Annotated in this window: 15 protein-coding genes and 1 tRNA gene; 10 read left to right on the top strand and 6 right to left on the bottom strand. The window is 62.4% G+C overall.

From position 1 onward, the window contains the following. Nucleotides 1–56 precede the first annotated feature (56 nt). From ccmE to ccmC, 3 genes are read right to left on the bottom strand one after another with little or no spacing between them, the layout of a single operon-like run. Nucleotides 57–503, bottom strand: coding sequence for a cytochrome c maturation protein CcmE (gene ccmE, locus BMX92_RS02505; protein ID WP_093011393.1), 447 nt, complete (start codon nucleotides 501–503; stop codon nucleotides 57–59). Beyond that, a complete protein-coding gene (locus BMX92_RS27870) occupies nucleotides 500–631 on the bottom strand; it encodes a hypothetical protein (RefSeq protein WP_256213248.1) in 132 nt (43 codons plus the stop codon). Before BMX92_RS27870 ends, ccmE begins: the two co-directional genes overlap by 4 nt. 15 nt (nucleotides 632–646) lie before the next feature. Further along, on the bottom strand, nucleotides 647–1,369 hold the full coding sequence (gene ccmC, locus BMX92_RS02500) for a heme ABC transporter permease CcmC (RefSeq protein WP_093011390.1): 723 nt from the start codon (nucleotides 1,367–1,369) through the stop codon (nucleotides 647–649). 200 nt (nucleotides 1,370–1,569) lie between these two features. On the opposite strand from ccmC, the gene chrA reads away from it, so the two are divergent. The 3 genes from chrA (at nucleotide 1,570) to BMX92_RS02485 (ending at nucleotide 5,203) form a co-directional block, all read left to right on the top strand. Then, nucleotides 1,570–2,781 (top strand): chromate efflux transporter, encoded by a 1,212-nt coding sequence (gene chrA, locus BMX92_RS02495; RefSeq protein WP_093011387.1) that lies wholly within the window; start codon nucleotides 1,570–1,572, stop codon nucleotides 2,779–2,781. Between the two features lie 163 nt (nucleotides 2,782–2,944). After that, entirely contained in the window at nucleotides 2,945–4,405 is a 1,461-nt protein-coding gene (purF, locus tag BMX92_RS02490) for an amidophosphoribosyltransferase (protein WP_371262268.1), read from the top strand. Between the two features lie 87 nt (nucleotides 4,406–4,492). Further along, nucleotides 4,493–5,203 (top strand): SDR family NAD(P)-dependent oxidoreductase, encoded by a 711-nt coding sequence (locus BMX92_RS02485; protein ID WP_093011380.1) that lies wholly within the window; start codon nucleotides 4,493–4,495, stop codon nucleotides 5,201–5,203. A gap of 3 nt (nucleotides 5,204–5,206) precedes the next feature. Here BMX92_RS02485 and BMX92_RS02480 read toward each other — a convergent pair whose 3' ends face one another. Further along, entirely contained in the window at nucleotides 5,207–6,472 is a 1,266-nt protein-coding gene (locus BMX92_RS02480; protein ID WP_093011378.1) for an SAM-dependent methyltransferase, read from the bottom strand. Nucleotides 6,473–6,508: 36 nt separating this feature from the next. Continuing rightward, nucleotides 6,509–7,885, bottom strand: a complete 1,377-nt coding sequence (locus BMX92_RS02475) for a cryptochrome/photolyase family protein (RefSeq protein WP_093011375.1) — start codon at nucleotides 7,883–7,885, stop codon at nucleotides 6,509–6,511. A 221-nt stretch (nucleotides 7,886–8,106) separates the two neighbouring features. On the opposite strand from BMX92_RS02475, the gene BMX92_RS02470 reads away from it, so the two are divergent. The 3 genes from BMX92_RS02470 (at nucleotide 8,107) to BMX92_RS02460 (ending at nucleotide 10,641) form a co-directional block, all read left to right on the top strand. Then, nucleotides 8,107–8,592 (top strand): RNA pyrophosphohydrolase, encoded by a 486-nt coding sequence (locus BMX92_RS02470; protein WP_093011372.1) that lies wholly within the window; start codon nucleotides 8,107–8,109, stop codon nucleotides 8,590–8,592. 55 nt (nucleotides 8,593–8,647) lie between these two features. Next, the gene (locus BMX92_RS02465) at nucleotides 8,648–9,556 is read left to right on the top strand and encodes a DUF481 domain-containing protein (protein WP_093011369.1); all 909 of its coding nucleotides are present in this window, start codon (nucleotides 8,648–8,650) and stop codon (nucleotides 9,554–9,556) included. Between the two features lie 80 nt (nucleotides 9,557–9,636). After that, entirely contained in the window at nucleotides 9,637–10,641 is a 1,005-nt protein-coding gene (locus BMX92_RS02460; RefSeq protein WP_371262266.1) for a cytochrome-c peroxidase, read from the top strand. 155 nt (nucleotides 10,642–10,796) lie between these two features. Here BMX92_RS02460 and ettA read toward each other — a convergent pair whose 3' ends face one another. Next, nucleotides 10,797–12,482, bottom strand: coding sequence for an energy-dependent translational throttle protein EttA (ettA, locus tag BMX92_RS02455; RefSeq protein ID WP_093011366.1), 1,686 nt, complete (start codon nucleotides 12,480–12,482; stop codon nucleotides 10,797–10,799). A gap of 114 nt (nucleotides 12,483–12,596) precedes the next feature. On the opposite strand from ettA, the gene BMX92_RS02450 reads away from it, so the two are divergent. From BMX92_RS02450 to BMX92_RS02435, 4 genes are all read left to right on the top strand, one after another. Beyond that, on the top strand, nucleotides 12,597–13,970 hold the full coding sequence (locus tag BMX92_RS02450; protein WP_093011363.1) for a M20/M25/M40 family metallo-hydrolase: 1,374 nt from the start codon (nucleotides 12,597–12,599) through the stop codon (nucleotides 13,968–13,970). 157 nt (nucleotides 13,971–14,127) lie between these two features. Continuing rightward, nucleotides 14,128–14,340 carry a hypothetical protein gene (locus BMX92_RS02445; protein ID WP_093012521.1) on the top strand — a complete coding sequence of 71 codons (213 nt, stop codon included), beginning with the start codon at nucleotides 14,128–14,130 and terminating at the stop codon, nucleotides 14,338–14,340. Nucleotides 14,341–14,616: 276 nt separating this feature from the next. Next, nucleotides 14,617–14,693, top strand: a tRNA-Pro gene (locus BMX92_RS02440). A 97-nt stretch (nucleotides 14,694–14,790) separates the two neighbouring features. Beyond that, nucleotides 14,791–16,770, top strand: coding sequence for a hypothetical protein (locus BMX92_RS02435; RefSeq protein ID WP_143066713.1), 1,980 nt, complete (start codon nucleotides 14,791–14,793; stop codon nucleotides 16,768–16,770). Nucleotides 16,771–17,009: the final 239 nt, after the last annotated feature.

Genomic DNA, 17,009 nt, shown 5'->3' with positions numbered 1-17,009 from the left:
CATGATGGATGCTGAAACAAGTTCAGCATGACGAAAGACATATTGAAGGCGCTCGTTCACCGCTCCGCCTTCATCTCATGGGTGCTCTCATTATAGCTCATCCCCTCCAACTCGCGGGGCATATAGCGTTCGTCATGCTTGGCGAGCAGATTGGTCGCGACGAACGTCCCCTTCGGGTCGAACGAACCTTCCGCCACGACTCCGCTACCTTCCTTGAACAGGTCGGGAGCAATTCCGCTGAAGGTGGCAGGCACGGTCGCCTTGCCATCGGTCACGTCGAACCGGATGGTGACGCCATCGGCCGCCCGCTTCAGGCTGCCCTTCACCACCATGCCGCCCAGACGGATATTCTTCCCCGGCTCTACCCCCTTGGTTTTCACGTCGCCGGGCGTGTAGAAATAGGCGGCCTCATCCTTGAGCGCCGAAACCGCCAGCAATCCGGCGCCGATAATCGCCACCAGCGCCGCCAGCGCCAGCATCAACCGTTGATGTTTGGCCTTCATGACCGGTCCGACAGCTTTTCGGCCGCGCGCTCAGCACGCCGCATCGCGCGCCAGCCTATGATGCTGACCAGCCCCGTCCCTATAGCCGTCACCGCATAAGCGGCGATCACGAAAGCCCATTGGTTCATCTCTACCCTCTTGCCCTATCCCCGGGCCAGACGCTGCATCCGCGCCTCGACTTTATTGTGTGCCAGTATCGCCCGCATCCGCATCAGCACAATCGCCCCGAACCACAGCGAAAAGCCCAGCAGGGTCAGCCCCAGCGGCCAGAGCAGCGATCCGTCGATGCTGGACCCGCGCAGGGTGATGCTCGGCCCCTGATGCAGGCTGTTCCACCAGACGACGGAGCGATTGATGATCGGAATATTGACCGCACCGACCAGCCCGAAAATGGCGGTTACATTGCTGACGCCGCCCTGCCCGTCGCGCGCGCTGGCATTGGCGAGCGCGATATAGCCCAGATAGAGGAACAGCAGGACCAGCATGGATGTCATGCGCCCGTCCCATTCCCACCAGGTGCCCCAGGTCGGCCGTCCCCAGATGGAGCCCGTCATCAGGCAGATAGCCGTGAACAAGGCACCCGGCGCGGCAATCGCCCGCCCCGCTATAGCGGCCAGCGGATGGCGCCAGACCAGTTGGATCAGCGCCGCGATCGCGATGCCGCTCCATCCGCCCATGCCCAGCCAGGCAGCGGGCACATGGATATAGAGGATGCGCACCGTATCCCCCTGAAGATAGTCGGCGGGCGTCACGAACAGGCCGCAGGCGCTGCCGATCAGGATCAGCAACAGACCCGGCCAGAACAGCCAGCCGGTCAGCGGACGCGCGATCTTCAGGAAGCGGGCGGGATTGGCAAAACGGTGCATCAGGGCTGCGTGTGTAGCGGCGCGCGATGCACTGCGCCAGTAGGGCATTTTGCCGATAGCCATGGGCCACAACCCCGCTTGACAATCGTCGCGTCGCCGTTCGATACGCTGCATTACCGGGCCGACGCGGACGCCCGGTAAGGCGGTGTCCGCCCAAGTCCGCTCCATTCGTCGCATTCGCGGCGCAAAGGGGCGTTGCCATGACCGATACCGCCGATGCCATAAGCGTCCTTCCGACCCAACCCTCCCAACTCAGCCTGACGGCGCTGTTCCTGAAATTCCTGCGTTTCGGTGCGCTCGCCTTTGGCGGGCCGGTGGCGCAGATCGCCATGATACGCCAGTCGCTGGTCGAGGAGGAAGGCTGGATAGAGCCCCGCCGCTTCAACCGCCTGCTGGCCATATTGCAGATTTTGCCCGGCCCGGAAGCGCATGAACTCTGCGTCCATATGGGCATGGTCGCGCGCGGCCGGATCGGCGGGCTGCTCGCGGGGCTGGGGTTCATGTTACCCGGCTTCCTGCTGATGCTCTTGGCGGGCTGGCTCTATATGGGCTGGATCGCGGGCAACCCATCAATGACCGGCCTGCTGTTGGGCGTGCAGATCGTCGTGCTGGCGATCATCCTGCGGGCGGTGGCGCGAATCGGGCAACATATCGTGGAAAGCCGCCTGCTCGGGGTCATCGCCGCTATTGCTTTCGCCGCCACTCTGCTGGGCGTTCCCTTCTGGCTGCTGCTCGCCGCTGGGGCGATCGCCCATATGATGCCCGATCGCCCCTGGCTGGCCATCGCCATCATGCTCGGCCTGACGGTCGCGGCAAAGCTGATCCTGCCCTATCTGCCCCTGCCCCATGCAGCGCCGATCGCCGCCAGCGGCGCGCCCGTCACTCTGGCCATGCTGTTCCTTGCCGGGCTGAAGGGCGGCCTCCTCACCTTCGGCGGCGCCTATACCGCTATACCTTATGTCCGGGCGGACACGGTAGGGCGCGGATGGATCAGTGACGCGACCTTTCTGGATGGCGTGGCGCTGGCGGGCCTGTTGCCCGCACCGCTCGTCATCTTCGCGACCTTCGTCGGCTATGTCGTGGGCGGGCCAGCCGGGGCGATCGCGATCACGGTCGGCATGTTCCTGCCAGCCTTCGCCTTCTCTCTGCTCTTCTTCGAACGGCTGGAGGCGGTGGTGGAGCATCCGGCCCTGCATCACGCGCTGGCCGGCGTGGCCGCCGCCGTCCTGGGCATCATCGCGGCGACCTTCGTCGATCTGGCCCGCGCAACCGGCGCCCATATAAACAATGGCTTGATCGCCCTGCCCCTCTTCGCCGTCGCGCTGCTCGTTGCCTGGCGGGTGAAGGGCGCTTGGGTCACGCCCGCCATCATGGGCGCAGGGGCTCTAATGGGCTGCCTTTTGCCGCTATAGCCGGACCCATTCTCCAGTAAATTCCAGGAAACACTGGGTTTCCGGGCCGTTCATCGCCTTTTTTATGACAGGGAGGCGACAAAGCGACCTTTAGGCACTATATGCGCGCCCATGGATGACCCTTACAGGGTTGTCAGGAACGGCTATGGAACCGCTCACACCCATGATTACGACCAATCCCTTCGACGACGACAAGTTGCGCGAGGAATGTGGCATTTTCGGCGTTTCCAATGGGGAAACGGCGTCTGCCATCGTCGCGCTCGGCCTTCACGCGCTGCAACATCGCGGTCAGGAAGCCGCCGGCATCACCAGCTGGGACGGGCATGATTTCCATACCCACCGGGCGATGGGCCATGTGGCGGGCAATTTCGACCGTGACGAGGTGATTCGTGGCCTTCCGGGCGAAAGCGCCTGCGGCCATGTCCGTTACTCGACGACCGGCGAAACGTCGCTGCGCAACGTTCAGCCGCTCTATGCGGAACTGAATTCGGGCGGTTTCGCCATTGCCCATAATGGCAACATCTCCAATGCGATGAAGGTGCGCCGCGAACTGATTCGTCGCGGCTCCATCTTCCAGTCGACGTCGGACACCGAAGTCATCATCCATCTGGTGGCGACCTCCAGCTACCGGACCCTGCTCGACAAATTCATTGACGCGCTCAAGCAGATCGAGGGCGCCTATTCCCTGATCGTCATGACGCCCGAAGGCATGATCGCCTGCCGCGATCCGCTGGGCATCCGCCCGCTCGTCATGGGCAAGCTGGGCGACGCCTATATTTTCGCATCGGAAACCGTGGCTTTCGACGTCGTCGGCGCGGACTATGTCCGCTCGATCGATCCGGGCGAGCTGGTCATCGTCACCAATGACGGTGAAATCCGCTCGCACCGTCCCTTCGGCGAGACGCATGCGCGCCCGTGCATCTTCGAACATGTCTATTTCAGCCGCCCCGATTCGATCATCGACAATTCCAGTGTCTATTCGGTCCGCAAGGCGATCGGCGCGCAACTGGCGATCGAAAATCCGGTCGATGCCGACTATGTCATCCCGGTGCCCGACAGCGGCGTGCCTGCGGCCATCGGCTATGCGCAGCAATCGGGCATTCCGTTCGAACTTGGCATCATCCGGTCGCACTATATCGGCCGCACCTTCATCCAGCCGGGTGACAAGGTCCGCCATCTGGGCGTGAAGCTGAAGCACAATGCCAACCGCGCGCTGATCGAGGGCAAGAAGATCGTGCTGATCGACGATTCGATCGTGCGCGGCACCACGTCGCTCAAGATCGTACAGATGATGCGCGAGGCTGGCGCGGCCGAAGTGCATATGCGCATCGCATCGCCGCCGACCAAGCATAGCTGCTTCTATGGCGTCGACACGCCCGAACGCACCAAGCTGCTGGCGCACAAGCTGGACGTGGGCGGCATGCAGGATTTCATCCACGCCGACAGCCTGTCCTTCATCTCGATCGACGGCCTGTACAAGGCGCTGGGCGAAGCGAAGCGTGCGGACATCCGTCCGCAATATTGCGACGCCTGCTTCACCGGTGACTATCCCACCAAGCTGACCGATCAGGACGACGCGGTGGTAACCAATCAGTTCGAACTGCTCGCCGAGCGCGTGGTCTGATCCTTCTTCGGGCGGCCCGATCGGGCCGCCCTTTTCAATTTCTGACGCAAACAGGCCCCGGCATGCGACCGGAGCGACGGGAGTGCCATGTCCGACCTTCCCCTTTCCGGCAAACTGGCTCTGGTCACGGGCGCAAGTCGCGGCATAGGCGCCGCCACGGCTCTGGCGCTCGGCGCTGCTGGCGCGCATGTCGTGCTGACCGCACGGACCAGCGGCGGACTGGAAGAGGTCGAGGATAGCATTCATCAGGCCGGCGGCCATGCCACCATCGCCCCGCTCGACCTGATCGACGGCGAAAGCATCGGCCGACTGGCGCAGGCAATCGGCGGACGCTGGCAGGCGCTGGACATATTGGTGCTGAACGCCGCCACGCTGGGATCGCTGGCGGCGGTGCAGGCCATTGACGCCAAGGAATTTTCCCGACTGCTGGCGCTCAACATCGCCGCGCCGCAGGCGCTGATCGCCGCGTTTGACGGCATGCTGCGCGCCAGCAGCGACGCCCGCATCGTCGCGCTGACCTCCTCGGTCGCAGCTCCGCGCGCCTATTGGGGTGCCTATGGCGCGTCGAAGGCGGCGCTGGAAACGCTGGTCGGCGCCTATGGCGAGGAAGTGAAGAATATCTCCGCCATCCGCACCCATATCGTCGATCCCGGCGCCACCCGCACCGCGATGCGCGCCCGCGCCTTCCCCGGCGAAGATCCAGCGAGCTTGAAAGGGCCGGAAGTAGTCGCCGACGCCATCTTGCAACTGGTCACGGCCGATACGCCGACCGGGCACAGGATGCGCGTGGAAGGCTGATCGTCAGGCGGGCCTGACCAGCGTCACCTGCGCCACGTCGATCCCGCCACCGCGAAAACCACCTTCGCAATACATCAGATAATAGCGCCACAAGGCCACGAAATGCTGGTCGAAACTGGCGGGCAACTGGCCTTCCTCGATTGCCCGGTCGAAGCGCTGGCGCCAGCGCCGCAACGTCTCCGCATAATGGAGGCCGAAGCGATGAACGTCCCGCCATTCCAGCCCCTGCGCCTGTGCCAGCGCGCGGAAGCGGCTTTCCGACATCAGCATGCCGCCGGGAAAGATATAGGTCTGGATGAAGTCGGCGCCCCGCGCATAGCTTTCGAACAGGGCATCATCGATCAGGATATACTGGATCGCCGCCTTGCCGCCGGGCTTCAACAGGCGATGAACCGCCGCCAGATAGGCCGGCCAATAGCGCTCCCCGACCGCCTCGACCATTTCGACACTGGCGATGGCATCATATTGCCCCTGCGCGTCGCGATAGTCGGTCAGCATGATGTCCGCGCCTGATCCCAGCCGGTCGCGGGCATAGTCGGCCTGCTCGGTCGAGAGGGTCAGGCCCGTATAACGGATCGCCTGCCGCTCCATCGCCTGTTCGGCCAGCCCGCCCCAGCCGCAGCCAATTTCCAGCAGCGCGTCGCCATCCTTCAGGTCCAGCCGGTTGAGGATCGCATCCACCTTGCGCCGCTGCGCCTGCTCCAGACTTTCGATCCTGCTCTCAGGGTCGAGGAACAAGCCACTGGAATAATGCATATATGGGTCCAGCCACAGGCTGTAGAAATCATTCCCCAGATCATAATGATAGGCGATGTTGTGACGCGACCCCGCCCGGTTGTTGCGCCGCGCCCAATGGGCGATCCGGCCGATCCAGCGGGCCGGACCACGCGGCCGCGCCGCCCGCCCCAGCGCCGCGGCATTGCGCATGAACAGCGCAAAGAGCGGCACCGGGTCCGGACTGGACCAGTCACCCGCCGCCCAGGCCCGATACCAGCCGGCCGATCCGCCACTCGCCAGCCGAAGGAGCGCGCGCCAGTCATGGACTTCCACGATGCAGGATGGCCCGTCGGCCCGGCCACCAAGCAGCCTTCTGGTCCCGTCCGGCAGGATCGCCTCCAGCGCCCCTTGCTCCAGCCCCTGATCGATCCGGTCGAGCATGCGATGAAAGACAGGCGCCACCCATCGGGCCAGCCGCCCCGGCGATCCGCTAAGCGGCGGTTGACGAACGGACAGGGCGCGTCGTCCGCGTCGGGGATCGGTGGCGTTCATGGGACCGATCCTGCAACAAGGTGAACGCCGCTGCAATCATCCCTTCATATGCCGATAGGCGGCCAGCGCGCGCTCCCGTCCTTCCCGATGACCAATGATCTTCGCGGGATAGCTTTTAGGCCGCGCATCATGTGCATCGGGATCATGAATTGTCGCGTCGGACAGGTCGGCCAGCTCCGGCACCCATTCGCGAATATAGTCGGCCGCCTCGAATTTTTCCGACTGGCTGAGCGGCGCCATGATCCGGGTGAAGAGATTGGCGTCCATACCGCTGCCCGCCACCCACTGCCAGTTGACGCTGTTATTGGCATAATCGGCATCGACCAGCGTATCCCAAAACCAGCGCGCGCCATGGCGCCAGTCGATCAGCAGATGCTTGATCAGGAAGCTGGCAGCGATCATGCGCACCCGGTTATGCATCCATCCGGTCGCCCAAAGCTGACGCATGCCTGCGTCCACGATGGGATAGCCAGTCCGGCCCGTCTTCCAGGCGGTGAAATCGGACCGGGCTTCCCGCAGATCGCGCCAGCGCAGCGCGTCGAATTCGCCGCGCGCATTGGCCGATCCATAGGTGGGCGACTGGCCTATCTGCACATGCGCATAATCCCGCCAGATCAATTCCTTGAGAAAGATATTTGCATCTTTCTGTGAAGATGTGACGCGGTGCCAGACATAAGCGGGCGATACTTCGCCAAAGTGCAGATGCGGCGACAGACGCGACGTGCCTTCAATCGACGGCAGGTTGCGCGCTTCGGGATAGTCGCCCACTTCATCAATGAAATCCGCGACGTTCCGCCGCGCGCCCTCTTCGCCCGGCGTCCAGTCCCGACCGAAACCCGTCGCCCAGTCCGGCGCGGTCGGTAGCAAGGTCCAGTCCTCCAGCGAATCGCTGGCGGGCCAGTGCGCCGGCGCATCGATCCGGTGCGGCGCGGGATGGGGATGCGCGGGCGGCATATGCTCCATCACAGCACGGGCGAAAGGCGTATAGATGCGATATTGCCCGCCAGCGCCTGTCCGTACTGCGCCGGGGGGCAGCAGCAGGCCGCCATCATGCAGGGTCAGGTCCAGCACCCGCCCGACCGCCTTTTCCGCATTGCGCCACCAGGGCTCATAATGGTGCAGCCCATGGACCCGCGATGCTCCCACTTCCTTCGCCAGCCCCTCCAGCACCTCGGCGCAATTGCCGCGCCGCAGGATCAGGCGGGAGCCCTTCGCCCGCAAACTGGCGTCCAGCGCGGACAGGCTATGATGCAACCACCAGCGCGACGCGCCGCCCATCGCCCACTGGCGCGGGGCCTCATCATCCAGCACATAGACGGGGATCACCGGTCCCTCGGCCGCGGCAGTAGCAAGCGCGGCCTGATCGGAAAGGCGAAGATCCTGGCGGAACCAGAGCAGGACGGGATTGGACATGCCATGCCAATGCGCCGCCCCTGTCCGGGTTCCAAGCGACCCTTGGGGCATATTGCCTTCATCGCCCCGCCGTCATCGCCTCGTCGCAAATCGGCGTGGCGGCGATTCGTCCAATGGACGTGGCGCGTCAGCCTGCCTATTCTGGCTGCACGCGCCCGCGTTCGGCGCCGAAGGCAGGCCAAGGGGTATGGCGTGCCGGGATCAGGATTATAGGGGACATAATGGCTTCGACGCCGAATGAACGGGAATTGGCATACCGGCCCTGTGTCGGGATCATGCTCGTGAACATGAATGGCCAGGTGTTCGTCGGCCAGCGACTCGATAATGTCGTGGAAGCCTGGCAAATGCCGCAGGGCGGCATTGACGAAGGCGAAGACGCGAAGACCGCCGCCCTGCGCGAATTGCGCGAGGAAACCGGCATCGGCCGCGAACATGTCGAGATCATCGCCAAGGCGAAGGATGAGCATTTCTACGATTTGCCGCCGGAACTGGTCGGCAAGCTGTGGGGCGGCAAATATCGTGGCCAGCGCCAGTTCTGGTTCCTGGCCCGCTTCATCGGCGACGATAGCGATATCGATATCCAGACCAAGGACCCGGAGTTCCGGGAATGGAAATGGGCAGCGCCTGAAACGCTGCCGGACATGATCGTGCCGTTCAAGCGCAAGCTCTATCGCGACATATTGCAGGAGTTCCGGACGCTTATCTGAACAGATAGACGTTTTGGGGGCTTAAAATTCGCGGTCGCGGCGGTATGACGGGGGCATGCGCGCCTGTCTGATCCCCCTTCCGCTGCTGATCGCCACCCTGCCCGTCGCGGCTAAGGCCGCCGACGGTGCGCTATTGCCGCCATCGGTCCGCGAAATGCTGGAAGCCTCAATCGCCAACGGCAATGAGACGGAAATCGCCACCGTCGCCAAGATCGCCAAGCAGACCAACCCCGCCTCCGCCGATGAAATCCAGCGCATGGTCAATAGCTGGAAGGAACGGACCAAGGCGACCCATGACACGGTGATTCGCGAGGCACGTTTCAGCGAATTGTGGACCGGCAGAATCGAAGCAGGCGGCTTCCGCTCCACCGGTTCCACTAGCGAAATCGGCATCAGCGCCGCCGCCACAGCGACCCGCACGGGCATTCAGTGGACGCACAAGCTGACCGCCAGCGCCGATTATCGCCGCGCCAACGGCGTCACATCGCGCGAACGCTATTTCGGCAGCTACGAACCCCGTTATGAATTCGACGCGCGTGGCTTCGCTTATGGCCTGGCGCAGTTCGAGCGCGACACGTCGATCGGCTATGACGAACGCTATACCGGATCGGTCGGTGTCGGTTACAAGCTGATCATGTCCAAGCCGGTCGATCTGTCGGCGGACATCGGTCCGTCCATCCGTCATGCCAAATATATTATCGGTGAGCGTGAGACGAAGCTGGGCGTTCGCGGATCCATGGCCCTGGCCTGGCGCGCCACCCCGACGCTGACGGTCAAGCAGACCGCGTCGGGCTATGCCGAAAGCGATGTCTACACGCTCAATTCGCTGACATCGGTGGAAACCAAGGTCAGCACCCGCTGGTCAGCCGCCTTCTCCTATAATATCCAGTATGAATCGGAAACAGTGCTAGCCGCGCGCGATTTCGACACGCTCAGCCGCCTGACCCTGACCTATGATTTCTAAGTCTATCTGACACATATCGATCGGCTTTGACCTCTGCCTGCGGATTGGGCAGCCTCCATCCGTCCGACAGGGGTGGAGGAATGATGCGCGGTTCGATGATGGCGATGCTGGGGGCGCTGCTGCTGACCTCCGTGGCGGGCGCGATGCGGCCGGACTGGCACTGGCCGACTCTGCCTGATGGCGTCACCGCGCCCACCTTGCCCGATGGCATGAGCATGACGGCCGCCAAGGTCGAACTGGGCCGCCGCCTCTTCTACGATCGCGCGCTGTCGCAAAACAGGAGCATGGCCTGCGCTGACTGTCATCAGCAGGCCCGTGGCTTTAGCGACGGCTTGCCGACCCATGTCGGCGTTACGGGGGAGATGGGCGTGCGCAACGTGCCGGGCCTGACCAACGTCGCCTGGCGCACTGGCCTCACCTGGACCGAAGCTGGCCTCTCGACCCTGGAAGCGCAGGCGATGGTCCCCATGACCGGCAGCAAGCCCGTCGAAATGGGCATGGCCGACAGTGACGGCGAACTGGCGCAGCGGCTGTCGGCCGATCCCTGCTATCGTCGACTGTTCGCCCGGGCCTTCCCCGGCACGACATCCCGGATCGACTATGCCATGGTGACGGCCGCGCTCGGCGCGTTCCAGCGGACCCTGATTTCCTTCGGCAGCGCGCATGACCGGGGCACCCAAACCCCACTGGCGCGTAAGGGCGCCGCGCAATTTGCCGCATCGGGCTGCGCCTCCTGCCACAGCGGCCCGGACCTTACCGACGGACAGGTTCATTATGTCGGCACCGCCGCGCCGGGCGAAATGGACGCCAGCCTCTATGGCGGCAAACCGCTGCCTCCCGGCTTCGAGCCACCGCCCGAACGCTTCCGCACCCCGTCGCTCCGCAATGTCGCGGTAACGGGACCATGGCTGCATGACGGCCAGAGCCTCAGCATCGAATCGGCGATCCGCCGCCATGCCGCCCCCCAACTGGTCGACATGGACATGCACGCCCTGCTCGCCTTCCTCGATTCGCTAACGGATCGCGATTTTCTGGAAAACAGCGCTTTCGGCCCGCCACCGGCCGCCTGCCCCACCGGCATTTGACCAAAAAAAAGACCGATCCAAAAAGGACCGGCCTGAAAGTTTTTAGGAGAGGATGCCTGAAAGGCCTGCTCTCTATGAAATGTTAGCGCCACCATCGCAAGTGCGAAATGATTTCCCATGGTTGCAAAAATTGCAACCGTGGGAAGGCAGCACAATCAGCGCGTCAGCTTCTTATAGGCCAGCGCGGTCGGACGATCCGCCGCATCGCCCAGGCGACGGCGCTTATCTTCTTCATAAGCCTCGAAATTGCCTTCGAACCATTCGACATGGCTGTTGCCTTCGAAGGCCAAAATATGGGTGGCCAAACGGTCAAGGAAGAAGCGGTCATGGCTGATGACCACGGCGCAACCGGCGAAATTCTCGATCGCTTCTTCCAGTGCGCCCAGCGTTTCGACGTCAAGATCGTTGGTCGGTTCGTCGAGCAGCAGCACGTTGCCGCCCTTTTTCAGCATCTTGGCGATGTGGACGCGGTTGCGTTCACCACCCGACAGCTTGCCGACATTCTTCTGCTGGTCCTGCCCCTTGAAGTTGAAGGCGCCGACATAGGCACGGGTCGACATGTCGTGACCGTTGACCTTCACATAGTCGAGGCCGTCCGACACTTCTTCCCAGACATTCTTCGAATCGTCGAGATGGTCGCGGCTCTGGTCCACGAAGCCCAGACGGACGGTCGAACCGATATCGACTTCACCACTGTCGGGCGTTTCCTGACCCGTGATGATCTTGAACAGGGTCGATTTACCCGCGCCGTTCGGCCCGATGACGCCCACGATGCCGCCCGGCGGCAGCAGGAAGGAGAGGTCCTCGAACAGCAGCTTGTCGCCGAACGACTTGGTGATGCCCTTGAATTCGATCACCTTGCCGCCCAGACGCTCCGGCACCTGAATGACGATCTGGGCCTTGCCGGGCGACCGGTTATTCTGGCCCGCGACCAGTTCTTCGAACTTCTTGATACGCGCCTTGGACTTGGTCTGGCGGCCCTTGGTGCCCTGACGGATCCATTCCAGCTCGTCATTGATCGCCTTCTGGCGGCCGGTCGCTTCGCGATCTTCCTGCTCCAGACGCTTGGCCTTCTTCTCCAGATAGGTGGAGTAATTGCCTTCGTAGGGAAAATATTTTCCGCGATCGAGCTCCAGAATCCAGCCCACGACATTGTCGAGGAAGTAGCGATCGTGGGTGATCATCAGCACCGAACCGGCATATTCCTTCAGGTGATTTTCCAGCCAGGTGACGCTTTCCGCGTCAAGATGGTTGGTCGGTTCGTCGAGCAGCAGAATGTCCGGCTTCTGGATCAGCAGGCGGGTCAGCGCGATACGGCGCTTTTCACCGCCAGACAGACTTTCCACCGACCAGTCCGACGGCGGGCAGCGCAGCGCTTCCATCGCCAGTTCAAGCTGGCTGTCGAGCGACCAGCCGTCGACTGCGTCGATCTGCTCCTGAAGCGTGCCCATTTCCTCCATCAGGGCGTCGAAATCGACATCCTCCGGCGGGTCGCCCATGATCATGCTGATCTCGTTGAAACGGTCCATCTTGTCGGCGATCTCACGCGCGCCGTCCTTGACATTTTCCAGCACCGTCTTGTTGAGGTCGAGCTGCGGCTCCTGCGGCAGATAGCCGACGGTCACATTCTCGCCCGGCCAGGCTTCGCCCGAAAAATCGGTATCGATGCCGGCCATGATCTTGATCAGCGTCGATTTACCCGCGCCGTTCGGGCCGACGATGCCGATCTTGGAACCACGATAAAATTGCAGATTGATATTGTTCAACACCGGCTTGGCTGCGCCGGGGAAGGTTTTCGTCATGCTCTTCATGACATAGGCATATTGTGAGGAGGCGGACATGGGTGCGGCTGCTCCGAAAATACAGGTAGGAAAAGACAGGTAGAAAAATCTGCGCCGAGTTAGCGGAGGCGGATGATATTGGCAAATGGGTGATGGCCCGTTACGCCTTCATTCATGCAGAAAATCCGATCGGGCCCGCTCGCCGCCCTCCTCCTTGGCAGCATCCTCGCTCCTTCCCTGGCTCATGCCGCCCCGGCGGACAGCAGCGCGATTCGCGAAGCGGCGCTGAAGGATGATGTCGCCTGGTCCTTCACCGAAGGGCTGACGACCGAAGTCGGCCCCCGTCCCGCCGGCACACCGCAGGAAGCGCGCGCCCGCGACTGGGCCGTGGCGAAGCTGAAGGCGCTGGGCTTTTCCAATGTCCGTGCCGAACCCTATAAGATGCCGGTATGGCAGCGCGTGCATGACGAAGCCCGCATCATCAGCCCCTTCCCGCAAAATCTGGTGATCGCCGCGCTCGGCAACAGCGGCTCGACTCCTGAGCAGGGGATCGAGGGCGAAATCGTCTATTTTCCCACCATCGCCGATCTTCAGGCCGCGCCGGACGGCAGCCTGAAGGGCAAGATCGCCTTTGTCAGCCATGAGATGAAGGCCGCACAGGACGGATCGGGCTATGGCTATTATGGCGCCGCCCGGCGGCAGGGACCAAGCGTCGCGGCGAAGAAGGGCGCGATCGCCATATTGGTGAAGTCGATCGGCACCGATCATCATCGCATCGCCCATACCGGCGTGCAGATGTGGGCCGATGGCGTCACCCCGATCCCGGCCGTGGCGCTCTCCGTGCCCGACGCCGACCAGCTTGCCCGTGTTGCGGCGCGCGGCAATCCGGTGCGGGTCCACCTGACCGCCGTGTCGAAGACGCTGAAGGATCAGTCTTCGGGCAATGTCATCGGCGAAATTCCCGGCAGCGATCCCAAGGCGGGCGTCATCGTCGCCGCCTGTCATCTGGACAGTTGGGATCAGGGCACCGGCGCGATCGACGATGCGTCGGGCTGCGGCATCATCGCCGCCGCCGCGCTTCAGGTTGCAAAGGCAGGCACGCCCCGCCGCACCATCCGCGTCCTCTTCGCAGGCGCGGAAGAGGTCGGCGGCGATGGCGGCCGCGCCTATTTCGCCGCTCATGGCAAGGAACCCCACGCCCTCGTCCTCGAATCGGACTTTGGCGCGGACAAAGTCTGGCGGGTCGATTTCACCCTGCCCGAAGCGGCGGCACCGCTGGCCGGGCGCATCGGCGCGGCCCTCGCCCCGCTGGGCGTCGTGCCAAGCCGGGACAAGGCGCATGGCGGATCGGATATCGAACCGCTTGTCGATGCAGGCGTTCCGGTGATCGATTTGCAGCAGGATGGCACCCGCTATTTCGACATCCACCACACGCCTGACGACACGCTGGACAAGATCGATCCGGCCCAGCTTCAACAAAATGTCGCAGCCTGGGCGGTGACACTGCTCCTCGCCGCAAATGCGCCAGAAAGTCTGGGCGCTAACTGAACTTTTATTGTAGACAACATCCCGTCGCGTGATTCCGTCGTTTCACCGGCGTAAAAAATCATTGATTTGTGCAACGCACACGTTAATGCGGGTCGCTCGCGTAGGGTCACATTTGTAACGTGCCAGACGCGGCAAAATGCTATGGGAGCCCTACACAATGAAGAAGATCGCTGTTGTTTTCGCTTCGGCCAGCCTGATGGCCCTCGCTGCTTGCGGTGAGAAGCCGGCCAACGAGACCGCGAACGCTTCGAACGCTGTCGTCGAAAACGTTGTCGACAATGCCGCTAACGCTGCTGACAACGCCGCGAACGCTGCCAACGAAGCTGCTAACGCCGCTAACGTTGCTGAGAACGCCGCGAACGCGAAGTAATCTTCGCTGTAGCGAGATATTCGAAGGGCGGGCCGCTCCCTGCGGCCCGCCCTTTTCGTATGTGCGCCAGATTCGTCCGCTCGAAAGGCGGAACATCCATGCCACTCCGCAGGTTTTTCCATCAGACCCGATAAGGAGAAGGATCATGGGCAAAGGCATATTATTGTGGCTGCTGGGCGTTCCGATCCCCATCATCCTGTTGTTGTGGCTTTTCTTTCACTAACAGCAGATCGCGATTGACGGCGCGCAACCTTCCCCGCTAAGGCCGCCCTTCGTCGGGGAGTAGCGCAGTCTGGTAGCGCGCCTGCTTTGGGAGCAGGATGTCGCAGGTTCGAATCCTGTCTCCCCGACCAACTTCCTCTAAGTTATTGATTTTACGTCTCAACCCTCGCGCGGTGGGATGATTGTACGCACGGTTGTACCCCTCGCTGTACCCTTTGAGGCGGCGGAATGGGATTCCCGAACGTGGCGCTGCGTGGCGGCACTTATTACTGGCGAAAAAAGATCACGGTTGCAGGCACATGCCTAACGCTGTCGTTACCGTTACGTACCGGAAATTTTAATTCCGCCCGCTCTATTGCTCTCCGCTTGGGAACGGCAGTCGAGACATTACGCATGGCATATGGTCAGTCGTCGGGCATGGGCCCCGACAAGCTCAAACGCGTTTTCAGCGACGCGATGCGCTGGCAATTGCAGCGGATACTTGAAGATCAGGCCGGAAGCCGTGCGCCCGCAGGCGAGCATGCCACCACAAACTCCATCCACGCTGAGGCGTGGAGCCTCCTCGCTCGAAACGGGCCAGACGCCAAATGGTCGCTCGATGATCTTGAGCAGCTCGTTGCCAGTGGCTGGAAATTCGTCGACGCGAAGGCGGTCGGCAACGCTGTGTTCGATTATCAGTCGGGCAGCGTGGTCCCGGGTTCACAGTTGCAGAGCTACGTTGAACGGTTCGGCATAAGCTCGACACAGGAAAACCTCGACCGAATGAAACGGACGGTCTGCGCGGCTCGGGCAGCAGCATGCCGGGAGGCAACCGGACGGTTGTCCGACGCCGATGACTTTACGGCTGACTGGATTCAGGATGCGTTGGCGGACACGACACCTTTCGCGTTCGAGCAGATGCCGGAGAGTGGACCTGAGAGGCATTCCGCGTCCGCGGCGGCGGAGAAGGAACCGCCAGCTCCGACATCCGAAAATCCGGTGACGACCAGAGCAAAGAAGCTGCTCCTCGAGGCAACCGAAGAATGCATCGCCCTGCACGAGAGCGAGAAAGCATGGGACACGGTAACCGTGGGTCAGGTCCGAACGGCCTTGCGGCTATTCGACCATGTTTGTGGGCGCGGTATTCACATCCAGGACCTCGAACAGTCGCATGTGCAGGCATTCGTGAAGCTATGCAGGGCACTGCCAGGAAGGTGGGGCCGCACCGCAGAAGAGAAGGCTGGCGGGATCGCGGCAAGCCTTGATCGAGCGACCCGCATGAACGATGACGACGTCTGCTTGAGCCAGGCCACGATCAACAAGCACTTGACGTGGATCACCGCAGTTCTGGATTTCGCCGCTGGTGACAATGAGGCGGATGGGCATCGCCCTGCTCAGCCTCTCTCGTTCAAGTCGGCACGGAAGGGTATCGCGCGAAAGGCTCGGCTGCAACGCAAGAGGGATCGCGACAAGCGTGCCAGTTGGAGCAAGCAGGAGATTGCGCATCTCCTGTCTGCGCCTGTCTGGACAGGCACAGCCGGGATTGACCGTCGGCTGGAGCCCGGAACAGACATCATCCATGACGCATGGTATTGGCTCCCGATCATGCTGGTGCTGTACGGCGGCCGTAGCTCAGAACTCGCCGGACTTGCGCTCACCGAAGTCCACGAGCAGGCTGAAATCCCACATTTCGTAATAGATTTCACGGAGGACCGGAAGCTGAAAACTGTACAGTCGATCCGAAAGCTTCCGGTCCATCCGGAGCTGATCCGCCTGGGCTTCATCGACTACGTCACGCAGATTCGAGCAGCCGGTTGCAAGATGCTGTTTCCGGAAATGTCGTCGCCAAACTCCTCCAGCTTTGCCAGCACCTTTTACAAAAGCATCTTCAGCAAATGGCGCGCCTGGGCGTTTCCGGCGGGCACCGCATGGCGACACAAGCAGCGAGGCGCGTGGAAGGACAAGGATGTCCATTCTTTCAGAGGCACCGCCACGTCGCTGTTGAAAGGTCACGTAGAAGACAGCGTCAGGTGCGACATCTTCGGGCATGAAGGGGAGACAGAGACCTCCCGCACGTATGACGAAGAGGCCGCCTTGGGCATCAAGCTGGAAGCCTTGCGCCACCTCACCCCTCTTACCACGCACATTCGGCCGAGCCTGCCGATCCGTATCCGACCTGCTGATCGGCTCCGGCACGGCGTTCGCGCGCCGTCGCAGGTACGTGCATGATTCCTCCGCCGACAACGGCGTGCCCTATTGCTGTGCGTTTGAGAGCGCGGTCTCCAAGCAGGCCATCGATCATTTTGTCAGGGTGGGTGCGACTTGAAACCGTCGCGACGACACCCTGACAAAACGCCCCTGCCACCTAGAGCAGGATGACGTTTGGCTGATTCAAGCGGGATTCCCTTTGGGGTGATTTTCTGATTCAAGATGCTTGCTGGGCATGGAGGCCAGCGAGCATGGCGAAA

Source organism: Sphingobium sp. YR768 (assembly GCF_900111125.1).
Classification (GTDB): domain Bacteria; phylum Pseudomonadota; class Alphaproteobacteria; order Sphingomonadales; family Sphingomonadaceae; genus Sphingobium.
This window is presented reverse-complemented; position numbering and strand designations above follow the sequence as displayed.